Here is an 18,405-nt window from a genome sequence, read left to right on the forward strand (position 1 = left end):
GAACTATGCCATGCGCTCCAGCAGCCGCGGCACCGCCGAGGCCAGCAACGCGACTCCGGAAGCCGTCAGCAGCCCCAGCACGATCTGCCGGAAGCGCGCCTCGCTGATGCCTATGTAAAGCTTCGCGCCCAGCAACACCGGCACCAGCATGGCGGCGGCGACGATGGCGAACATGGGCAGCATGGCGCGCGTGACGATGCCGCTGGCCAGATACGTGCCCATGGTCACCAGCAGCATGGACAGGTTGAAGTTCTGGATGATGGCGCGTTGCGCGTCCTTGTCGAATCCGCGCAGGGTGCACCACAAGGTGGGCAGCGTGCCTGTGAAGCCGCCTATGCCGCCCAGCACGCCGCCGGCCATGCCGACGGCCGCATCGGCGGCGCGCCCGCCTGCGGCGATCTTCGGCAGGTTCTTGGCCAACAACATGGCGGGACACCAGATCACAAGCAGGATGCCGAGTATGGTCTTGAACCAGTCCATGTCCAGGCGCGGCAGCAGCGCCACGCCCAGCGGAATGCCGAACAGGCCGCCGATCACGAAGGGCAGCAATCGCCGCAGATCGAAGCCGCGGCGCACGGTGATGGCGGCGAGGATCTGCCCGACCAGGGCGCCGAAGACCGCGAGCGTCGCGGCCAGGCGCGGGTCCAGCACCCAGGCCCAGAACGACATCGCCACCAGGCCGAAGGCAAAGCCTGACAGGCCCTGCACGAAGCCCGCGATGACCGCACCCAGCGTCACCACCAAATACACCGAATCCATTGCCGCCTCTTTGTTCTTATGTGGGGGAGTCGGTTTGTATTCTGGATGATCCTTATGGCTCGCGAATCGTGTTTTGCTATGGGCCGATACCGTACTTCTTATGGCGGCGGAGCCTGTGCTAGCTTGGCGCCTTGTCCGCCGCCCGCAGGAAATTCGCTTCCAGCACGCTCAGCACGCGATTCAAAGTGTCGATATCCGCGGCCGACAACCCCTTGAGCGACTCCTCGAAGAACGCCGCCCGCTTGGGCAGGGCTTCATCCACCACGGCCTGGCCGACGGGCGTGAGACTGGCGTTGGTCAGGCGGTTGTCCTGCGGATCCACTGCGCGCGCGATCCAGCCCATTTTTTCCATGGCCTGCAGCTGCCGTGTGAGCGACGCGGGATCGAGCCGGCAGCGTTCGGCCAGATGCTTCTGCGAACATTGGCCGCACTCATGCAGCGCCAGCAAAATGCGCCAACGGGGCAGGGCGTGGCCGACGGTGCTGCTGAACGCGCTCTGCATGCCGCGGTAGGCCTGTCCCATGTGCTGGATGACCTGCAAGCCTTGTTGTTGTTTGGGCAAAAGCTATTCTCCGACGCCGGCCGGCTCTGGTTTGGAAGGGCGGATCAACTGGACCGGCGGCACGCGCCGCACGCACCAGAGCGCGAACACCGCAACCGCCAGGGCTATGAGTTGCCCTTCGTGGATGGCGCCGACGAGCGCGACGCGCGCGATCTCGATCAGCGAGGTTCCGTCCTGGCCTTGATGCGCCAATTGTGCCAGGAACTGCGTCTGGGCCTCGGGATTGACGAGCATCTGGGGATCATTCAGCTCTGGCAGCCAGCGGGCGGAAGCGCCGCGCAGCGTGGATTCGACGCCGCTGAAATAGCTGTGGTTGATCATGGTGCCGACGATCGCCGTGCCCAACATGCCGCCGATCATGCGCAGGGATTGCAGCAGCGCCGTGGCGATGCCCAGGTGGCTGCGGCCGGCGGTCTGCTGCGCGAAGACCGTCAGGTTGGGCATGATGAAACCCATGCCCAGCCCGGCCATCAGCATGTATGCGGCGATGAGCGCATGTGACGTATAGCTATGGGTGGTAACAATGCCCAGGCACGAGAGCGCCATCAGGATGAAGCCGGCATACAGCATGCGGTTGGGATTGCGGATGCGGGTGATGATGCGGCCGTTGACGATGCTGCCCACCGTGATGAAAACCACCATTGGCGTGATCAGCAGGCCGGCGTCCTGGGGCGACAGCCCGAAGCCGCCTTGCAGCAGCAGCGGCGCGTAGAACAGCAGCGAGTACATGGTCACGCCCACCAGCAGGGCCAGCGTGAAGAGCATGGCGAGGCCGCGGTTGCGGAACATGTCCAGCGGCAGCAGCGGGTGGGGGCAGCGCCGTTCCCACCAGAACAGCAGGGCGAAGGCTACTGCGCTGCCCGCGCCCAGCAGCAGAATGGATGCGCTAAACCCTTCCTTGGGCAACAGTTCGACCAGCAGTTGCAGGCTGCCCAGCGCCACGGCGATGAGCAGCGCACCCTGCCAGTCCAGCCGCACGCGGCCGGTCGTGTGGTTGCGCAGATGCGGCAGATAGCGGGCGACGAACCAGAGCCCGAGGAGGCCAATGGGCAGGTTGACGTAGAACACCGAGCGCCAGCCATAGTGCTCGGTCAGCGCGCCGCCCAGGGTCGGGCCGATGGCGTTGGCGATGCCGAAGGCGGAACTGAGCATGACTTGCCACCGCAATCGCACGTGGGGATCGGGAAACAGGTCGGGGATGGACGCGAACGCCGTGCCTACCAGCATGCCGCCGCCTATGCCTTGCAGCGCCCGCGCCAGGACCAGCGTGAACATGCTGTCGGCCGCGCCGCATAGCGCCGAGGCCAGGGTGAACAATACGATGGCTGCCACTACGAACGGCTTGCGGCCGTAGTAGTCGCCCAGGCGGCCGAAGATAGGCACGGTGATGACGGAGGTAAGCAGGTAAGACGTCGCTACCCATGCATACAGTTCGAAGCCCTTGAGTTCGGCCACAATGGTCGGCAGCGCGGTGCCGACCACGGTCTGATCGATGGCGACCATCATCATGACGAAGCACATGCCCAGCATGGCAAGCAGGGTTTGGCGGAAAGGAAGCACTTGGCCGGGCGAGTGCGGGGTGCCTGTAGCGGGGGCGGACATTGTTGGATCTATCAATGATTGATGTATCAATCATTCTAGCCCTACAATCCGCGAGACAGAAAGTTGTCAGGTCCGAGGCCGGATTTCGAGACGCCGCATCGATACCGATAGTGTTGATTTTGCGCGGCCGCGCCCGGCCATCCGCGCGAAGTCGGCCCGATTTGTTACGATAGCGCTATCTGTACGCTGGCTCGGCTGGCGTCTTCATCAGGCTTTCCTTGGCAGATTCCATTTTCGGCGCCGCAGCCCCAGGCTCGGCAAGAGAGCGGGCACGCCCTGAAAGGCCGTGGCTACATGGGCCTGGCGGTTTTTCCGCAGCTAAAGCACCTTCCGCGCGCCCGGCGCAGCGGACGGCATTCAAGGATTTCCAGTCGAGGTACCGACGGGGCAGCAATGAAAACGTGGTTCAAGCGCATTTTGATAGGCCTGGTAGTGTTGGTTGTCGTGGCCGTCGTTGGCCTGGCCATCTTCTTGCTGACATTCGACCCCAACGCGTACAAGTACAAGCTGGAAGAGCTTGTCCAGCAACGCTACCAACGCACGCTGACGATAGACGGCGAGATCGAGCTGTCGCTCTTCCCGCGCATCGGGCTGTCGGTGCAGGGCGTGTCGCTGTCCGAGCCGGACAGCTCCGAAACCTTCGCCTCCATCGATAGCACCCGTCTGGCGGTCGCGGTGTGGCCGCTGCTGTCCAACAGCTTCGTGGTGGACCACGTCGCGATCACCGGTTTCAAGGCCCGTGTGGTGCGGGACAAGCAGGGCCATTTCAATTTCAGCAATCTCGTGGGCGGCACCGCGCCGATCACGGCGGCGCCGGCCAATCCGGCTGAAGCCTTGGCGGGCGCGGCGCAGAGCGCGGTGCAGGCCATCGCCAACGGCAACCTGCCGCAGCCGCGCAACAACATGCAGATCGACATCGCCGGGCTGGACCTGAAGGACGGCCAGGTGCAGCTGCAGGACGAGATCACGGGCATGGCGGTGGCGGTCACCAAGATCAACGCCAACACCGGCCGCGTCACCTTCAATCAACCGTTCGATGTGCGCATGACCGCACGCGTCGAGGGTGGCGATCCGCGCGTGGACGCCAATTTGACCGGCCAGGCCCTGCTTACGCTGGATCCGTCGGCCAAGCGCTACGCCGCGCAGAAGCTGGACCTGCGCATGGACGGCAAGCTGCCGGGGGCCGAAGCCAAGAGCCTGGCCATGCGCGGCAATCTGGCCTTCAACGGCCAGAAGTCGGCGTTGGACATCGCCGGCCTGGAAGTCGTGTTCCAGGGCGACGTCACCGATCCCGCTGCGCGCGCGACCAATGTGGATGCCAGCGTGGCCATCCCCAAGCTGGCGATCGACCCGCATAAGAGCCAGCTGCAGATCGAGAAACTGGCGATACGCGCCAAGGGCGGCGTGGCCGATGGTCCCTTCGAATTCGCCGTGGACGCGCCCGCGCTCAATATCTCTCCGGCGTCGGCCACGGGTGAGGCGCTGACGGGCCGCGTGCGCATCAGCGGGCTGGACGCGAGTTTCGGCTTGAACGGCATCAGCGGCAACGCCGGTGAGCTGGAGATCAAGGAAGCCAAGCTGGACAGCACGTCCAAGAATGGCGAACGGATCGTCAAGCTGAACTTCGCCTCGCCGCTGTCCTTGAACCTGTTGCAGCGCAGCGGCGGCCTGTCTGGCTTGCGGGGCGACGTCAACATCACCGATCCCGGACTGCCCAAGGGCAGCCTGCAGATCCCCGTGATCGGCAGCGTGACCGCGGATCTGCTGAAGGATCAGGCCACGAGCAAGATCAACGCCGTGCTGGAAGGCGGCAAGTTCGATCTGAGCGCGGACATTACCAAGCTGAGCGATGCGCCCAAGGTGAATTTCGCGCTGGTGGTGGATACGCTGGACCTGGACAAGCTGGTGCCGCCGGTTGCGGCAACGCCCGCGCAGCCGGCGCCCAAGCAGCCGGCCGAAGCCAAGAAGGAAGACGGCAAGCCCGCGCAGCCTGCAGCCCCTGCGGCGCCTGCCAAACCTGCCGACGACACGATCGACCTGTCTGCGCTGATCGGTCCCAGCGTCAATGGCACGATCAAGGTTGGCAAGCTGGTCGTGCGCGGCCTGAAGGCCGACGACGTCGGCGCCGCGGTGAAGCTGGACAAGGGCAAGCTGGATATCTCCAGCCTGACTGCCGGCCTGTACGGCGGCAAGCTGGCGGGCACTTTGTCGGTGGACGCCGCGCAGGGTAACCAGCTGGCCACCAAGATGTCGCTGGCCGGTATCGCCATCGAACCGTTCCTGATGGACCTGGCGCGCCAGAACGTGCTGAGCGGTACGGGCAGCCTTGCGCTGGACCTGAAGACAGCCGGCGCCAATGCCTACGCCATGAAGAGCGGCCTGGGCGGCACCATGCAATTGCGCCTGCGCGATGGCGCGGTCAAGGGCATCAACCTGACGCAGACGCTGCGCGAACTGAAGGCCGCCTTCAAACCGGAATCGCAGAACGAAACCGTCGCGTCCGACACCAGCAAGCAGACGGAATTCTCCGAGATGGACGCCGACCTGGCCTTCACCAAGGGCGTGGCCGCGGTCAAGCGCCTGAACGTGGTGTCGCCCCTGTTGCGTGTGACGCAGGGCGATCCGGCCACCATTGACTTCGTCAAGAGCGAATTGGACCTGGTGGCGCGAGCCCGCGTCGTCAATCCGGCAGCCGATCCGGAAGGCAAGGAACTGCTAGACCTGAAGGACGTGACCATCCCCGTGCACGTCAAGGGACCATTCGACAAGCCGACCTATACCGTGCTCTGGAAGGACGCCATCGGCGGCATTCTCCAGCGCAGCCTGGAAAACAAGCTGCGCGAAGCGGTGACGGGCAAGGGCAAGGGCGGCGCTGCCGTCGACAAGGCTTTGAAGGGACTGCTGGGCAAATGAACGCCGAGAACTTCCAACCCGTGGCCGAGTGCGGCGTCACCACGCAGGCCGAGGCCGCGGGCTATCACCGGCAATGGCTGGTCGCCAACGATTCCGGGCAGTGGCTGAACCGCAGCCTGTGTCCGCGGCTGGCCGACGTTTCGGTCGAGCTGCGGCTGGGCTACCTGGTGCTGAAGGCGCCTGGCATGCTGCGCATGGACATTCCGCTGGACGTCATCGAAGACGACGACAGCGTGCGCTACAGCATGAAGGTTGGCGAGCAGGTGGTGGACGTGATCGACGAAGGGGAACTGGCCGCGGCCTGGATTTCCAACTTCGTCCAGGTGCCTTGCCGCATCATGAAGGTGCATCCCGACACGCCCGTGGCCGCCTGGCCGGCCTGAGCGGGCCGGGCGCAAGGGCCGTTCAGGCCTGAGCGCCAGAGCGCTTGAATTCGAAAGCCGCGTGGGCCAGCAGGCCTGCCAGAAGGCCCCAGAAGGCCGATCCGATACCCCAGAAACTGAAGCCAGATGCCGTGGCCAGCAGCGTGATGAGCGCGGCTTCGCGGCGTTGCGGGTTGGCCATGGCCGCGGCCATGCCGCCCATGATGGTGCCCAGCAGCGCCAGCCCGGCCAGCGCGGCCAGCAGGGCGGCGGGCAAGGCTTGGAAGAACACGGCCACGGCGCCGGCTACGACGCTCAGCACGACGTAGCCCAGGCCGTAGGTGGCCGCGGCGATGTAGCGCTTGGACGGGTCCGGATGCGCTTCGGGACCGGTGCAGATGGCCGCGCTGATGGCGCCCATCGTGACGCTGTGCGCGCCGAAGGGCGCGGCCAGCAGGCCCAGCAGGCCGGTGGCCGCCACCAGGCGCGAGGCGGGCGGCTGGTAGCCCGCCGCTTGCAGGATGGCCAGGCCGGGAAGGTTCTGCGAGGCCATCGCGACCACGAAAAGCGGAATGCCCAGGCTGACCGCGGCCTGCGCGCTGAAGGCGGGCGTGGTCCAGACGAATTCGGTGAGGCGCCAGTCCAGCAGGTCCAGCTGGATCAGGTTCAGGCCGAAGGCGATGGCGATGGCCACCAGCATGACGACCAGCACCGCGTAGCGCGGCGCCCAGCGCCGGCACAGCAGATAGGCGACGCACATCGCCAGCACCAGCGCGGGCTGCTGCTTGATGTTGCTGAAGACGCCCATGCCGAAGTTGAGCAGCACGCCCGCCAGCATGGCCGCGGCGATTTCGCCGGGGATGCGGCGCAGGATGGGATCGATCCAGCCGAACAGGCCGCAGGCCAACGTCAGCGCGGCGGCCAGGATGAAGGCGCCGATTGCCTCATTGAAGGGAACGCCGGCCAGCGCGGTGACCAGCAGCGCCGCGCCAGGCGTGGACCAGGCCATGACGATGGGCAGGCCCGTGCGCAGGCTGTACAAGGCGCCGCCCAGGCCGAACGCCAGGCTGAGCGAGCCGATCCAGGAGCCGATGTGCGCCGAATCCAGGCCCGCGGTATGGCCTGCCTGCACCATCAGCACGGCGGTGCCGCCGAAGCTGACCAGCACGGCGACGAGGCCGGCGGCGATGGCCGATGCGGACAGGTCGCGGCGGGCGTGGTGGCGGGAAGGAGGGAGGTTGATGCTGGACTGCGCGGCGTCGCTCATGCGGCACCGGTCAGGCGACGGTATTTGGCCATGAGCTGTTCCTGGCCTTCATTCCATTGCGGGTGCAGCTCGATGCACTCCACGGGGCACACGACCTTGCATTGCGGCTCGTCGTGATGGCCCACGCATTCGGTGCACCGGTCAGGGTCGATGACGTAATAGTCCTCGCCCATGGAGATTGCTTCGTTCGGGCACTGGGGCTCGCAAACGTCGCAATTGATGCATTCTTCGGTGATGGTCAGGGCCATGGCGGGCTGCGGTATGGGGCGGGTAGGGCTAAGCGCATTGTACCGCCGCCGCGCGCCCGGGCCGCGCAGCGCAAGAAGGGCGCTTTGCGCGCCCTTCGAGGGTGGAGCAATACCTGCGGCGGGGCTCAGCCCGGCCAGGACTGTTCGCGGCGTTCCTTGGCTTTTTCCTGGAGCCAGCGCTCGACGGACGGGAACACGAACTTGCTCACGTCGCCGCCCAACTGCGCGATCTCGCGCACGATGGTGCCGGAGATGAATTGGTACTGGTCCGAGGGCGTCATGAACAGCGTTTCGACATCGGGCAGCAGATGGCGGTTCATGCCGGCCATCTGGAATTCGTACTCGAAGTCGGACACGGCTCGCAGGCCGCGCACGATCACGCGCCCGCCCTGGTCGCGCACAAAGTCCTTGAGCAGGCCGCCGAAGCTTTGCACTTCCACGTTGGGATAGTGTCCCAGCACTTCGCGCGCGATTTCCACGCGCTCGTCGATGCTGAAGAAGGGCTTCTTGTTGCGGCTAATGGCGATCCCGACCACGACTTTGTCGAAAAGCGTGGCGGCACGGCGGACCAGATCCTCGTGGCCTCTGGTCAGCGGGTCGAAAGTGCCGGGATATACAGCGGTGATCATACGAGCTCCGTACCGTTATTTGTGGTTTACACCATCCTCCGAAGCTCGGATTATTGACCTATTTGCGCAATGCAGCAAATTCCAGCAGGTGGTAGTGGACCGCGCCTGCCTTGTCCTGCCGCAAGATCGTGAATCCCTCGGGGGCTTCGATGGGGCTTTCCGCCTCTACGTAGACTAGCCCATGCTCGGTCAGAATGCCTGGCAGAATCGGCCACAGGCGCGGCAGCCAGCCCTGGCCGAAAGGCGGATCCAGCAGGATCAGGTCAAATCGGGACGCATCCATGCGCTCGGCGACCTGCATGGCGTCGCCCACGTGGATGCGTATCATGTCGGCTTTGAGCTTGTCGCGCAGTGTCCGCAGCGCGGACGCAGCGGTCTTGTCCCGCTCGACCATCTGTACATGCGCCACGCCGCGCGAGGCCGCCTCGAAGCCCAAGGCGCCGCTGCCGGCGAATAGATCCAGCACCTGCTTGTCGGCGAACTCACCGCCCCACAGGTGATTGAGCCAGTTGAACAGCGTCTCGCGCACCCGGTCGGGCGTGGGGCGCAGCGTCTCCACGTCGGGCACGGCAATGGGGGTGCGTCTGTATTGGCCCCCGACGATACGAATATACTTGTTACCCATGTTTAGCCGCTTCTTCAAGAAAAAATCCCCTCCGCCCGCCGCGCCGGTTCAACCCGCGCCGCCGCCGGAGGCTGCAGACGCCGTAGCCGCGCCTGCCGAGCCCGCCGCCGTCCCGGTCACTCCCGCGCCGCCGGCGCCTGTGGCCGCCGAACCGCGCCGCGAACCGAGCATTGACCCGGGCGTCGCCGCACCGGCGGCACCGCCCGTTGTGGCGCCTGTTGCTGCGCCGCATGAGGCGCCGGCCGTGACGCCCGCGCCGGTTGCGCCGGCACCCGCTACGGTATCGGCGCCAGCGCCTGTTCCGGCGCCAGCGCCGGCCCCGGCATTGGCCCCCGCTCCTGTCGCGGCGCCCGCGCCGGTGGTGGCAACGCAAGCTCCGATCGCCGCTCCCGCGCCGGTTGCGGCTCCGGTGGCTGCGGCTGCGGCGCCAGCCCCAGCCCCCGAGCCCGCCGCCGAAGCCCCCAAGAAGGCTTCCTGGCTGTCCCGCTTGAAGCAAGGCCTGTCGCGTACGGGCCAGAGCATCGGCGGGATCTTCATCGGCGTGAAGGTCGACGAGAACCTGTTCGAGGAACTCGAATCGGCGCTCATTATGGCCGATGCGGGCCTGGAGGCCACGGAAAAGCTCCTGACGGCGCTGCGCGCGCGGGTCAAGAAGGAACGCATCGAGGACCCCGCCAAGGTCAAGGCGGCCTTGCGCCAACTGCTGGCCGACCACCTGCGCCCGCTGGAGCGCGCCTTCGACCTGAAGCGCACGCAACCCCTGGTCGTCATGATCGCCGGCGTCAACGGCGCCGGCAAGACCACTTCCATCGGCAAGCTGGCCCACACCTTCCAGCGCCAGGGCGCCAGCGTGCTGCTGGCCGCGGGCGACACGTTCCGCGCCGCCGCGCGCGAGCAACTCATCGAATGGGGCAGCCGCAACAACGTGACGGTGATCTCGCAGGACGGCGGCGATCCGGCGGCTGTGGCGTTCGATGCGGTCAACGCCGGCCGCGCGCGCGGCATGGGCGTGGTGATGGTGGATACCGCGGGCCGCCTGCCCACGCAGTTGCACCTGATGGAAGAGCTGAAGAAGATCCGCCGCGTCATCGGCAAGGCGGATGCCGCCGCGCCGCACGAAGTGCTGCTGGTGGTGGACGGCAATACCGGCCAGAACGCCCTGGCGCAGATCCGCGCCTTCGATGCCGCCATCAATCTGACCGGCCTGGTCGTGACCAAGCTGGACGGCACCGCCAAGGGCGGCACGCTGGCAGCCGTGGCCGCGGGCAGCCAGGGCGTGCGCCCGATCCCGGTGTACTGGATCGGCGTGGGCGAAAGCCTGGAAGACCTGCAGCCCTTCGTGGCCGACGAGTTCGCCGGGGCTTTGCTGGCGGATTGAGGTCCGTGGGTCCGGCGCGCATGCGCCGGAAAAAACAAAGGGACGGCGCATGCCGTCCCTTTTGCGTTCAAGCCCGCGTCACTTCCAGAATGGCTTGCTGGCGGCCAGATCGTCGAACGCTTGCTGCGCGTCGTCCGCCAGTTCTTCCAGGCGCGCGCTGATCCAGCCCAGGGCGAACCAGGCTTGCGGATGGGTGGCGGTACACGACTCGTAGTAGTCCTTGGCCACTGCCAGGTCGTTGATTTCGCCCAGCACGTCCTGCACGCGCGACAGCAGCTTGCGATAGCCGCGCAGTTTGCCCGCGGGCAGCAGCGACTCGGCGAATGCCAGGCTGTACCGCAGCCGTTTGCCGCGCTTGCGCAGTTCGTGGCGCGTGGGAATGTCGAGCGTCGCGAATTGCGTGCCCTGGTCGGCCACCTTGCTGTGCCAGCGGTGCAGGCGCCGCGCAAGCTGCTTGTGCAGGCGCTGCGGATCGGGTTCGGGCGCCAGCATCGGAATGATGGTGGGTTTGACGCTGGGCGCCGCCACGCCGCCTTCCAGCCGGATGGCGGGCTCGGGCGCGGCGTCGCGGGGCGTGCCGTTGGCTATCGTCTGGCCTTCCGCGGAAGGCAGGGCCGGCGGCACGTCCAGGCTCCATTCCAGCAGCTCCAGCATCCAGGCCTGGAAGGCCTTGCCGCCGGCGATGCTGCGCGCGTCCTGTTCCGGGGGCGCGGCTTCCATAGGGATGACCGGCATGCCTGCGCGCATCAGCGCGGGCGCCACGGTTTCGTTCAGCACGTCCTGGTCGCGGTTGGCGCCGAAGGCGGCGAAGTGCGTGCGCACGCCTTGCAGCAGAGTGTCTGGAATCGGTGCGATCCAGCCGTCGAACAGCTTCCAGGCCGAACGCAGCCGGCGCACGCCCACGCGCAGCTGATGCACGTGTTCGGAGTTGCCGGCGCGGTAGACGCCCTCGGTGTCGACCTCGGCCAGCACCGAGGCGTTGCGCGCGATCTGGTCCAGGCATTCCGCCGCGATGCGCGCCATGGCCTGGGGCGCCGTCATGTCTTCGCGCAGCTTGACCGATGCGGCGCCGCGCGGCGCCCAGAACTGGGCGATGGCTTGGGCGCGGCGGGCTTCGAGGTCATCGCCCGGAATGGCGTCTGCATCTGCCAGGCGCTGAGCCAACTGGGCCAGCGCATCGCCGCGTTCGGACTTGCTGCGCGGGTCCAGCACCAGGCTGTGGCGCTGCTGCCAGCCGCGAGCCGCCGCGAAGATAGCGGCGGGGCGGCCCGACACCAGTTCGAATTCCAGTTCGGAGATGGGCAGCTCCAGCGCGCCGGCGCGCAGGATGCCGGTGTCGTAGGCCAGTTCCACCGTGCCGTAGCGCGTGCGGACCTTGCGCAGCAGCCGCTGCACATCGGTTTCATAACGCAGGCCCAGTTCGCCCTTGATGGCTGCCAGCGCGGCTTCGACCTCGGTGCCGGCATACACCGACAGGTCCAGCACCGGGCCCGGCCGCGGGTGATTGAGTTCGATGCGCGTGATGGCATTGATGCCAGGCATCTTCAGCGTCTGCACCCAGTCGCGGCCTTCCTGGCGCAGCCGGATGGCGATGCGGGCCCGCGCAAGTTCGCGTTCCGGCGTATCGAAATACATGGCGTGCAGGCGGATGCGGGTCGCCTCGCGCTGCTTGACCTCTCGGAGCACCGCCTGGCGCGAGGCCGCAGGCACGTGCAGTTTCAATTCCTGTTCCGACATGGCGGCGGGCGTCCAACGGCAAAAGCCGAGATCTTAATCAAACGGGGCGGGCGATTTGATGACCGGTCATATTTATTTCACATGGAGCATAAACGTGTTTGCGGCGCATCAACAACCGGAGTGCAGGGCGCGGATCCTTGGTCCAGGCAGAGGACTGGTGCAATAGCGACCGTTTGTGCTGGAGCACTCGTGACCCCTGAAATTACCCAGTTTCAGTGATATGCATGGTTACGAATCGCTTTTCTAATTGTAATCGGCGGGTTACGCGGCCCGCGCCATCCGATTCCACACGCGTCCGCCTGGTGCCAACCCGAGCGGGCCACGATTACAGAAGAGCGCCATGAACCGTACGTATCGCATTGTCTTTAACCGCAGCGCGGGCTTGTGGCAGGTTGTAAGCGAGCACGTGCGAGGGCAAGGCAAGGGCGGCCGCCATGCAAGCAGATCCGCGCGCAGACGCCTGCCCTTGATGGCGATGCTGCTGGCGGCCCTGGGCGCGGCCGGCCAAGCGCAGGCGGGGCCGATGGTCACCCTTACCGGCGATGCTACTTTCGCACCCTACTCAGGTCCAAATTTGGTGGCCTTCACCCCGCTATATGTGGGCATATCCGGTGTAGGAACATTGACCGTCGCCGACGGCGGCCAGGTGACGATAGCGCCGGGCTACACGGTGATTCTGGCCGACTCGGCCTCGGCTGATGGGACGATCAACATCGGCGCGGCTCCCGGCGCTGCACCCGTGGGCGCTGGCTTCCTGGCGACATCGCTACTCCAGTTCGGCGCGGGCACGGGTACGCTGAACTTCAACACCAACAACTTCCACGACTTCGGCGCGGCGCTGGTCAGCAGGGATGCAGGCACGCATCAGCTCAATCACTATGCGGGCTCCACGCGGCTGGTCGGCGACAGTTCCGGCTTCGTCGGCAAGACCACCGTCACGGGTGGGAGCCTGCAGATTCTCAACATTCTGGGCACCACCGAAGGACGTATCGATGCCGGGCAAGCTCCCGGCGCCACGGCCCGGGTCAGCGTGTTCAGCCCCGGCTCGACCTGGGCACTGACGGACAACCTTTTTGTCGGCGGCGCCGGACCCGGAGAGCTGAGCATCTTCAGTAGCGGCACGGTCTCGAACCAGTTTGCGACGGTGGATGCCCGGCAGAACGACGCGGCGAAAGTGACGGTTTCCGATGTCGGGTCGCTCTGGAGCAATCGCGCGGTGCTGCTGGTTGGTTCGGAAGGCGGGAGGGGCAGCGTGTCGATCCTGGCGGGGGGATATGCGACCAGCGTCGATGGCGTTGTCGGGCGCATCCAGAACGGCAATGGCGCCTTCCTGGTGTCGGGGCGCGGTTCAACCTGGATCAATAACGGCGAGCTCAGGGTGGGCGATGTGTCCGGTCAGGGCACACTGACCATCGAATCGGGGGGCTTCGTCTCGAACAAAGACAGCTATGTGGGCAGCATGAGCGGTAGCGGCAACGTTGTTGTCCGCGGCGCCGGCTCCATCTGGGACAACAGCGGCGCGATGACCCTGGGATTTGGCGTGGGAACGGGGGCGGGCAGCCTGACGATCGCGCAAGGCGGCACAGTGAGCGTTGGCGCGAGCGGCGGAGGGGCCGTGTCCCTGGCGCAGGACCGGTTTCTTTTCTTTCCCACCACCGGCACGATCAATATCGGCGCGGCGGCGGGGCTGCCGGCCGTAGGCGCCGGCACGCTCAACGCCAGCGCGATCCAGTTCGGCGCCGGCATTGCCACCGTGAACTTCAACCATACCGAGTCCGCCTACACGTTTTCGACGCCGCTGTTGAGCACAGGCGCCGGCACACATAGTCTGAACCAGATCGCCGGCACCACGTTGCTGACGGGCGCCAATAGTTCATTCCGGGGCAGGGCCACGGTGTCGGGCGGCAAGCTGGTGGTGCTGGGCCAGTTGGGAGGTTCGGCCGCCGTCACGGGCGGGGTCTTGCAGTACGGAGACGGCGCCACGGGCGCGGCCAACACCCTGAGCGGCAACCTGAATGTCTCAGGCACCGGCAGCACGCTGGCGGTGCATCGGGGCGCCACGCTGGCGGTCACGGGCGACATGGAAATGGCCGATGGCACCGTGCTGGACTTGATGGCCGGCACGGGCAGCCCGCTGTTGCAGGCAAACAAGGTCACGCTGGGCGATGGCGTGGTGTTCAGGCTGAGCGGCATCGGCGACAAGAACGCGCTCGATACCGTGTTGATCGAGGCGCCCACAGGCGGCATCGACGGTGATTTCGGCGCCGTCAACGTGGGCGGCTTTACCGGAGAGGTCGACTATCTCACCGTCAACACACGCAAGTCCGCGGACAACAAGCAGTACCTCGCCACCTACGGCCTGAGCTGGACCGCCAACAACAACCTGGCCCATGGCACTTTCACGCTGGCCGATGCGTCGAACCGGTTCACGCTGGAAGTGCCGCTTTCCGACCAGGCAGCCAATGCCGCCGCCGGTTGGGACGGCAAGAGCTTGACCAAGGCCGGCGCGGGCACGCTGGTGCTGCAAGGCGCCAACACGTACAGCGGCGGCACGGCCATCCTGGGCGGCACGTTGCAGGTCGATAGCGATGCCAACCTGGGCGCTGCCGCCGGGGGACTGCGGTTTGGCGACGGTACGCTGGCGACCACCGCCAGCTTCGACACCGCGCGCGCCGTCACGCTGGCGCAGAGCGGACGTTTCGACGTGACGGCGGACACCACGCTGGGCCTGAGCGGCGCGGTGGCGGGCGCGGGAGCCCTGGTCAAGAGCGGCGCGGGCACGATGGTGTTGAGCGGCAGCAATAGCCACGGCGGGGGGACGATGATCGCCAGCGGCACGCTGCAGATCGACCGCGATGCCAACCTGGGGGCGACGGCCGGCGGCCTGGCCTTCGGTGACGGCACGCTTGCGGCCACGGCCACCTTCGACATCGCGCGCACGGTCGCCTTGGCGCAGTCGGGGCGATTCGATGTGGCCGCGGGCGCCACGCTGGGCCTGACCGGCGCGGTCTCGGGCGCGGGCGCGCTGGCCAAGAGCGGCGGCGGCACGCTGGTTCTCAGCGGTAACAACAGCTATGGCGGCGGTACGTTGATTGCAGGTGGCCGGTTGCAGGTGTCGAGCGATGCGAGCCTTGGCGCTGCGTCCGGCGGCTTGCGTTTCGACGGGGGCACCTTGGCGACCATGGGCAGCTTCGATACCGCGCGGGCGGTCGCACTGACGCAGGCAAGCAGTTTTGACGTGGCCGCCGGCACGACGCTGGGGTTGCTCGGCGCCGTCACGGGCAGCGGCGATCTGTTCATGTCCGGCGCCGGCACGCTGCGTCTGGACAACGGGGCCAACGCCTACGGCAATACCTGGGTGCGCGCTGGCACCCTGGTCGGCCATGCCGGTTCGATCTCGGGCAACGTCGACATCAACAGCATCGGCAGGCTGGTGTTCGAGCAGACCGCCGATGCGCGCTTTGCCGGCGCCATCTCGGGCGACGGCGCGCTCGTAAAGAAGGGCGCGGGCACGCTGAGCCTGGCTGGCAACAGTTCCTCCTACTTCGGCAAGACCACGGTGTCCGGCGGAAGGCTCGTGGTGCAAGGTTCGCTGGGCGGCTCGGCCGAAGTCACGGGCGGCGTCCTGCAATATGGCGACGGCGTAGCCGGCGCAGCCAATAGTCTGACAGGGGACTTGAACGTCGGCGCAGCGGGCAGCGCCTTGTCGGTGCAGGGGCCGGCGTCGCTGGCGGTGGCGGGCAATGTCAATCTGGCGGATGGCACAGCCCTGGATATCGCAGCCGGCGCGGGCGGCCCGTCCTTGCAGGCGGGCGGGCTGACGCTGGGCGAGGGCGTCGCCTTCGCCCTCAGCGGCATAGGCAGCGCCAGCCAGCTCGACAAGGTGCTGATCGACACCCGTGGCGGCATTCGCGGCGACTTCGGGTCGGTGCGCGTGGGCGGCTTCAGCGGCGCGGTGGATTACCTCACGGTCAACACGCGCAAGTCGGCCGATGGCCTGCAATACCTCGCCAGCTACGACCTGAGCTGGACCGCCAACAACAATCTGGCGCACGGCACGTTCACGCTGAGCGATGCCGCCAACCGGTTCGTAGTCGGCGCGGATCTGGCAGACCAGGCGGCCAACGCCGCGACGGCCTGGAGCGGACGATCGCTGCTCAAGGCCGGCGCCGGCACGTTGGTCCTGAGCGGCAACAACACCTATAGCGGCGGCACCACGATAGCCGGGGGCACGTTGCAGGTTGCAAGCGATGCGAACCTGGGCGCGGCTTCTGGCGGCGTGGCATTCGGTGGCGGCACACTGGCGGCATCGGCGTCCTTCGATACCGCGCGTGCCATGACGCTGACCCAGGCCGGGCGCTTCGAGGTGGCTGGCGGCGCAACGCTGGGGCTGGTCGGCACAGTCTTGGGCAACGCCGACCTGATCAAGACCGGAGCCGGCACGCTGCGACTGGACAACGCGGGCAACGCCTACGGCAATACCGTCATCCGGGAAGGCACGCTAATCGGCGATGTCGGGTCGATCCGGGGCAATGTCGACAACAATGGCTCCTTGGTGTTCGAACAAGGCGCGAACGCAACGTTCGGCGGCGCCATCTCCGGTGGCGGCGCGCTGGTCAAGAGCGGCGCGGGGACGCTGGCGCTGAGCGGCGACAGCTCGGGCTTTACCGGCAGCACCACGATTCAGGGCGGCCGGCTGGCCTTGAACGGCAAACTTGGCGGCGCGCTCAATATCGGCCAGGGCGGCGTGCTCGGAGGCCGCGGCACAGTGGGCTCGGGCGCTGGCTCGGTGGTGACCGTGGCGGCCGGCGGCACGCTGGCGCCAGGGAATTCCATCGGCACGCTGACCGTCGACGGCGATCTCGTCATCGAGAGCGGCGCGCGCTACGCCGTGGAAACCAATCCGCAGGGCGCCGATGCCGACCTTATCCATGTCACGGGCAATGCCACGATCAATGGTGGCTCGGTCGCGCATATCGGTATCGGCGGCGACTACGGGCTGCGTTCCGTCTACACGATACTGGCGGCCGACGGCGCCTTGTCCGGCCGGTTCGATACGGTGACGTCCGACTATGCCTTCCTGACGCCGAAACTCGGCTACGACTACGGCGCGGGCCGAGTGTCGTTGGAATTGGCGCGCAACGGCACCGCGATGACCACGGCCGCCGACACGCGCAACCAGCGCGCGGCGGCGGGCGCCATCGACAGCATCGGCATGGCGGCGGGCAATGGGCTTTACGACGCGTTCGCCGTGCTGCCGGACGACAAGGGCTTGCTGCGTTCCAGCTTCGACCAGCTATCCGGCGAAATCCACGCGTCGGCCAAGACCGTGCTGCTCGAAGACAGCCGCTATGTGCGCGACGCCGCCAGCGAGCGCCTGCGCTCGGCCGCGGGCGCGGTCGGCGCGTCGGCGACGCCGGTGCTGGCGTCCGCAGGGGGCGGCGCCCGCCTGGCTCCGGCAACGGCGACGGGGCCCGCCAGCTGGATACAGGGCCTGGGTTCCTGGCGCCAGACCGACGGCGACGGCAATGCTGCCCAGGTCAAGAGCTCGACCGGCGGCTTTCTGCTGGGCGTGGATGCGCCGGTGTCCGATGCCTGGCGGCTGGGCCTGATGGCGGGCTACACCCGCACGGATTTCGACGTGCGCGATCGCGCGTCATCGGGCGACAGCGACAACTACCATCTCGGGGCCTACGGCGGCGGCCAGTGGGGCGCGGTGGGCCTGCGCGGCGGGCTGGCCTACAGCTGGCACGACATCGCGACTCGGCGCTCGGTATCCATGCCCGGCTACTCCGACAGCCTCAAGGCCAACTACGACGGCCGCACCGTTCAGGCGTTTGCCGACCTCAGCTATCGCATCGACACGCGCGTCGCTGCGCTGGAGCCGTTCGCCAACCTGGCCTACGTCAACCTCAAGACCGACGGCTACAGCGAGAGCGGCGGCGCGGCGGCGCTGCGCGCGAACAGCCAGACCACCGAGACCACGTACACGACACTGGGTTCGCGGCTCATGTCCAGCTTCGAACTGGGCGGCGCGCAAGCCACGGCTCGCGGATCGCTGGGCTGGCGCTACGCCTTTGGCGACTTGAAGCCCACCGCCACCCAGGCTTTCGCGGCGGGCGATGCCTTTACCGTGGCCGGCGTTCCCATCGCGAAGAACAGCGCGGTGCTGGAAGCGGGGCTGGACGTGCAGGTGTCGCGCAAGGTGTCGTTCGATCTGTCCTACCAAGGACAGCTCGCCAGCGGGGCGCAAGATCACGGCGTCAGGGCAGGGGTGAGCGTGCGGTTCTGATATGTGGGCGAAAAAAAACCGCCCGTTTCCG

Annotated in this window: 12 protein-coding genes; 4 read left to right on the plus strand and 8 right to left on the minus strand. The window is 66.9% G+C overall.

Annotation, left to right across the window (positions count from 1 at the left end; all coding sequences use genetic code 11):
• Window positions 1–3: 3 nt before the first annotated feature.
• The 3 genes from HV766_RS04100 to HV766_RS04110 form a co-directional block, all read right to left on the minus strand.
• Window positions 4–759, minus strand: coding sequence for a sulfite exporter TauE/SafE family protein (locus tag HV766_RS04100; protein ID WP_175161364.1), 756 nt, complete (start codon window positions 757–759; stop codon window positions 4–6).
• 118 nt (window positions 760–877) lie between these two features.
• Window positions 878–1,321 (minus strand): MarR family winged helix-turn-helix transcriptional regulator, encoded by a 444-nt coding sequence (locus tag HV766_RS04105; RefSeq protein ID WP_054451943.1) that lies wholly within the window; start codon window positions 1,319–1,321, stop codon window positions 878–880.
• Between the two features lie 3 nt (window positions 1,322–1,324).
• Window positions 1,325–2,923 (minus strand): MDR family MFS transporter, encoded by a 1,599-nt coding sequence (locus HV766_RS04110; protein ID WP_175180622.1) that lies wholly within the window; start codon window positions 2,921–2,923, stop codon window positions 1,325–1,327.
• A 393-nt stretch (window positions 2,924–3,316) separates the two neighbouring features.
• On the opposite strand from HV766_RS04110, the gene HV766_RS04115 reads away from it, so the two are divergent.
• Together HV766_RS04115 and HV766_RS04120 are read left to right on the plus strand one after the other, a co-directional pair.
• Window positions 3,317–5,836 carry an AsmA family protein gene (locus HV766_RS04115; RefSeq protein ID WP_175161368.1) on the plus strand — a complete coding sequence of 840 codons (2,520 nt, stop codon included), beginning with the start codon at window positions 3,317–3,319 and terminating at the stop codon, window positions 5,834–5,836.
• Window positions 5,833–6,219: an MOSC N-terminal beta barrel domain-containing protein gene (locus tag HV766_RS04120; RefSeq protein WP_054451940.1), complete on the plus strand. Its 387-nt coding sequence runs from the start codon at window positions 5,833–5,835 to the stop codon at window positions 6,217–6,219. Before HV766_RS04115 ends, HV766_RS04120 begins: the two co-directional genes overlap by 4 nt.
• Window positions 6,220–6,241: 22 nt before the next feature.
• Here HV766_RS04120 and HV766_RS04125 read toward each other — a convergent pair whose 3' ends face one another.
• From HV766_RS04125 to rsmD, 4 genes are all read right to left on the minus strand, one after another.
• A complete protein-coding gene (locus HV766_RS04125) occupies window positions 6,242–7,465 on the minus strand; it encodes a benzoate/H(+) symporter BenE family transporter (RefSeq protein WP_175161370.1) in 1,224 nt (407 codons plus the stop codon).
• Window positions 7,462–7,713, minus strand: coding sequence for a YfhL family 4Fe-4S dicluster ferredoxin (locus tag HV766_RS04130; RefSeq protein WP_042795127.1), 252 nt, complete (start codon window positions 7,711–7,713; stop codon window positions 7,462–7,464). Before HV766_RS04130 ends, HV766_RS04125 begins: the two co-directional genes overlap by 4 nt.
• Before the next feature lie 125 nt (window positions 7,714–7,838).
• A complete protein-coding gene (coaD, locus tag HV766_RS04135; protein ID WP_013396175.1) occupies window positions 7,839–8,342 on the minus strand; it encodes a pantetheine-phosphate adenylyltransferase in 504 nt (167 codons plus the stop codon).
• A 58-nt stretch (window positions 8,343–8,400) separates the two neighbouring features.
• Complete coding sequence (rsmD, locus tag HV766_RS04140; RefSeq protein ID WP_054451938.1) at window positions 8,401–8,967, minus strand: 16S rRNA (guanine(966)-N(2))-methyltransferase RsmD; 567 nt, start codon at window positions 8,965–8,967, stop codon at window positions 8,401–8,403.
• Here rsmD and ftsY point away from each other — a divergent pair.
• The gene (ftsY, locus tag HV766_RS04145) at window positions 8,966–10,345 is read left to right on the plus strand and encodes a signal recognition particle-docking protein FtsY (RefSeq protein WP_175180623.1); all 1,380 of its coding nucleotides are present in this window, start codon (window positions 8,966–8,968) and stop codon (window positions 10,343–10,345) included. The two genes, rsmD and ftsY, sit on opposite strands and share 2 nt — an antisense overlap.
• Window positions 10,346–10,423: 78 nt before the next feature.
• Here ftsY and HV766_RS04150 read toward each other — a convergent pair whose 3' ends face one another.
• Window positions 10,424–12,082 carry a CYTH and CHAD domain-containing protein gene (locus HV766_RS04150; protein ID WP_175180624.1) on the minus strand — a complete coding sequence of 553 codons (1,659 nt, stop codon included), beginning with the start codon at window positions 12,080–12,082 and terminating at the stop codon, window positions 10,424–10,426.
• Window positions 12,083–12,422: 340 nt separating this feature from the next.
• Between HV766_RS04150 and HV766_RS30175 the strand changes: the two genes are divergently transcribed.
• On the plus strand, window positions 12,423–18,374 hold the full coding sequence (locus tag HV766_RS30175) for an autotransporter domain-containing protein (RefSeq protein WP_254593270.1): 5,952 nt from the start codon (window positions 12,423–12,425) through the stop codon (window positions 18,372–18,374).
• Window positions 18,375–18,405: the final 31 nt, after the last annotated feature.

The organism is Achromobacter aegrifaciens (assembly GCF_902859735.1).
GTDB lineage: Bacteria > Pseudomonadota > Gammaproteobacteria > Burkholderiales > Burkholderiaceae_B > Achromobacter > Achromobacter aegrifaciens.

What these genes read in the sequence shown, in the direction of transcription:
- HV766_RS04125 (WP_175161370.1), bottom strand. Translation starts at nt 7,465, where the DNA reads ATGAGCGACGCCGCGCAGTCCAGCATCAACCTCCCTCCTTCCCGCCAC.
- HV766_RS04110 (WP_175180622.1), bottom strand. Translation starts at nt 2,923, where the DNA reads ATGTCCGCCCCCGCTACAGGCACCCCGCACTCGCCCGGCCAAGTGCTT.
- HV766_RS04150 (WP_175180624.1), bottom strand. Translation starts at nt 12,082, where the DNA reads ATGTCGGAACAGGAATTGAAACTGCACGTGCCTGCGGCCTCGCGCCAG.
- HV766_RS30175 (WP_254593270.1), top strand. Translation starts at nt 12,423, where the DNA reads ATGAACCGTACGTATCGCATTGTCTTTAACCGCAGCGCGGGCTTGTGG.
- HV766_RS04120 (WP_054451940.1), top strand. Translation starts at nt 5,833, where the DNA reads ATGAACGCCGAGAACTTCCAACCCGTGGCCGAGTGCGGCGTCACCACG.
- HV766_RS04115 (WP_175161368.1), top strand. Translation starts at nt 3,317, where the DNA reads ATGAAAACGTGGTTCAAGCGCATTTTGATAGGCCTGGTAGTGTTGGTT.
- coaD (WP_013396175.1), bottom strand. Translation starts at nt 8,342, where the DNA reads ATGATCACCGCTGTATATCCCGGCACTTTCGACCCGCTGACCAGAGGC.
- HV766_RS04130 (WP_042795127.1), bottom strand. Translation starts at nt 7,713, where the DNA reads ATGGCCCTGACCATCACCGAAGAATGCATCAATTGCGACGTTTGCGAG.
- rsmD (WP_054451938.1), bottom strand. Translation starts at nt 8,967, where the DNA reads ATGGGTAACAAGTATATTCGTATCGTCGGGGGCCAATACAGACGCACC.
- HV766_RS04100 (WP_175161364.1), bottom strand. Translation starts at nt 759, where the DNA reads ATGGATTCGGTGTATTTGGTGGTGACGCTGGGTGCGGTCATCGCGGGC.
- ftsY (WP_175180623.1), top strand. Translation starts at nt 8,966, where the DNA reads ATGTTTAGCCGCTTCTTCAAGAAAAAATCCCCTCCGCCCGCCGCGCCG.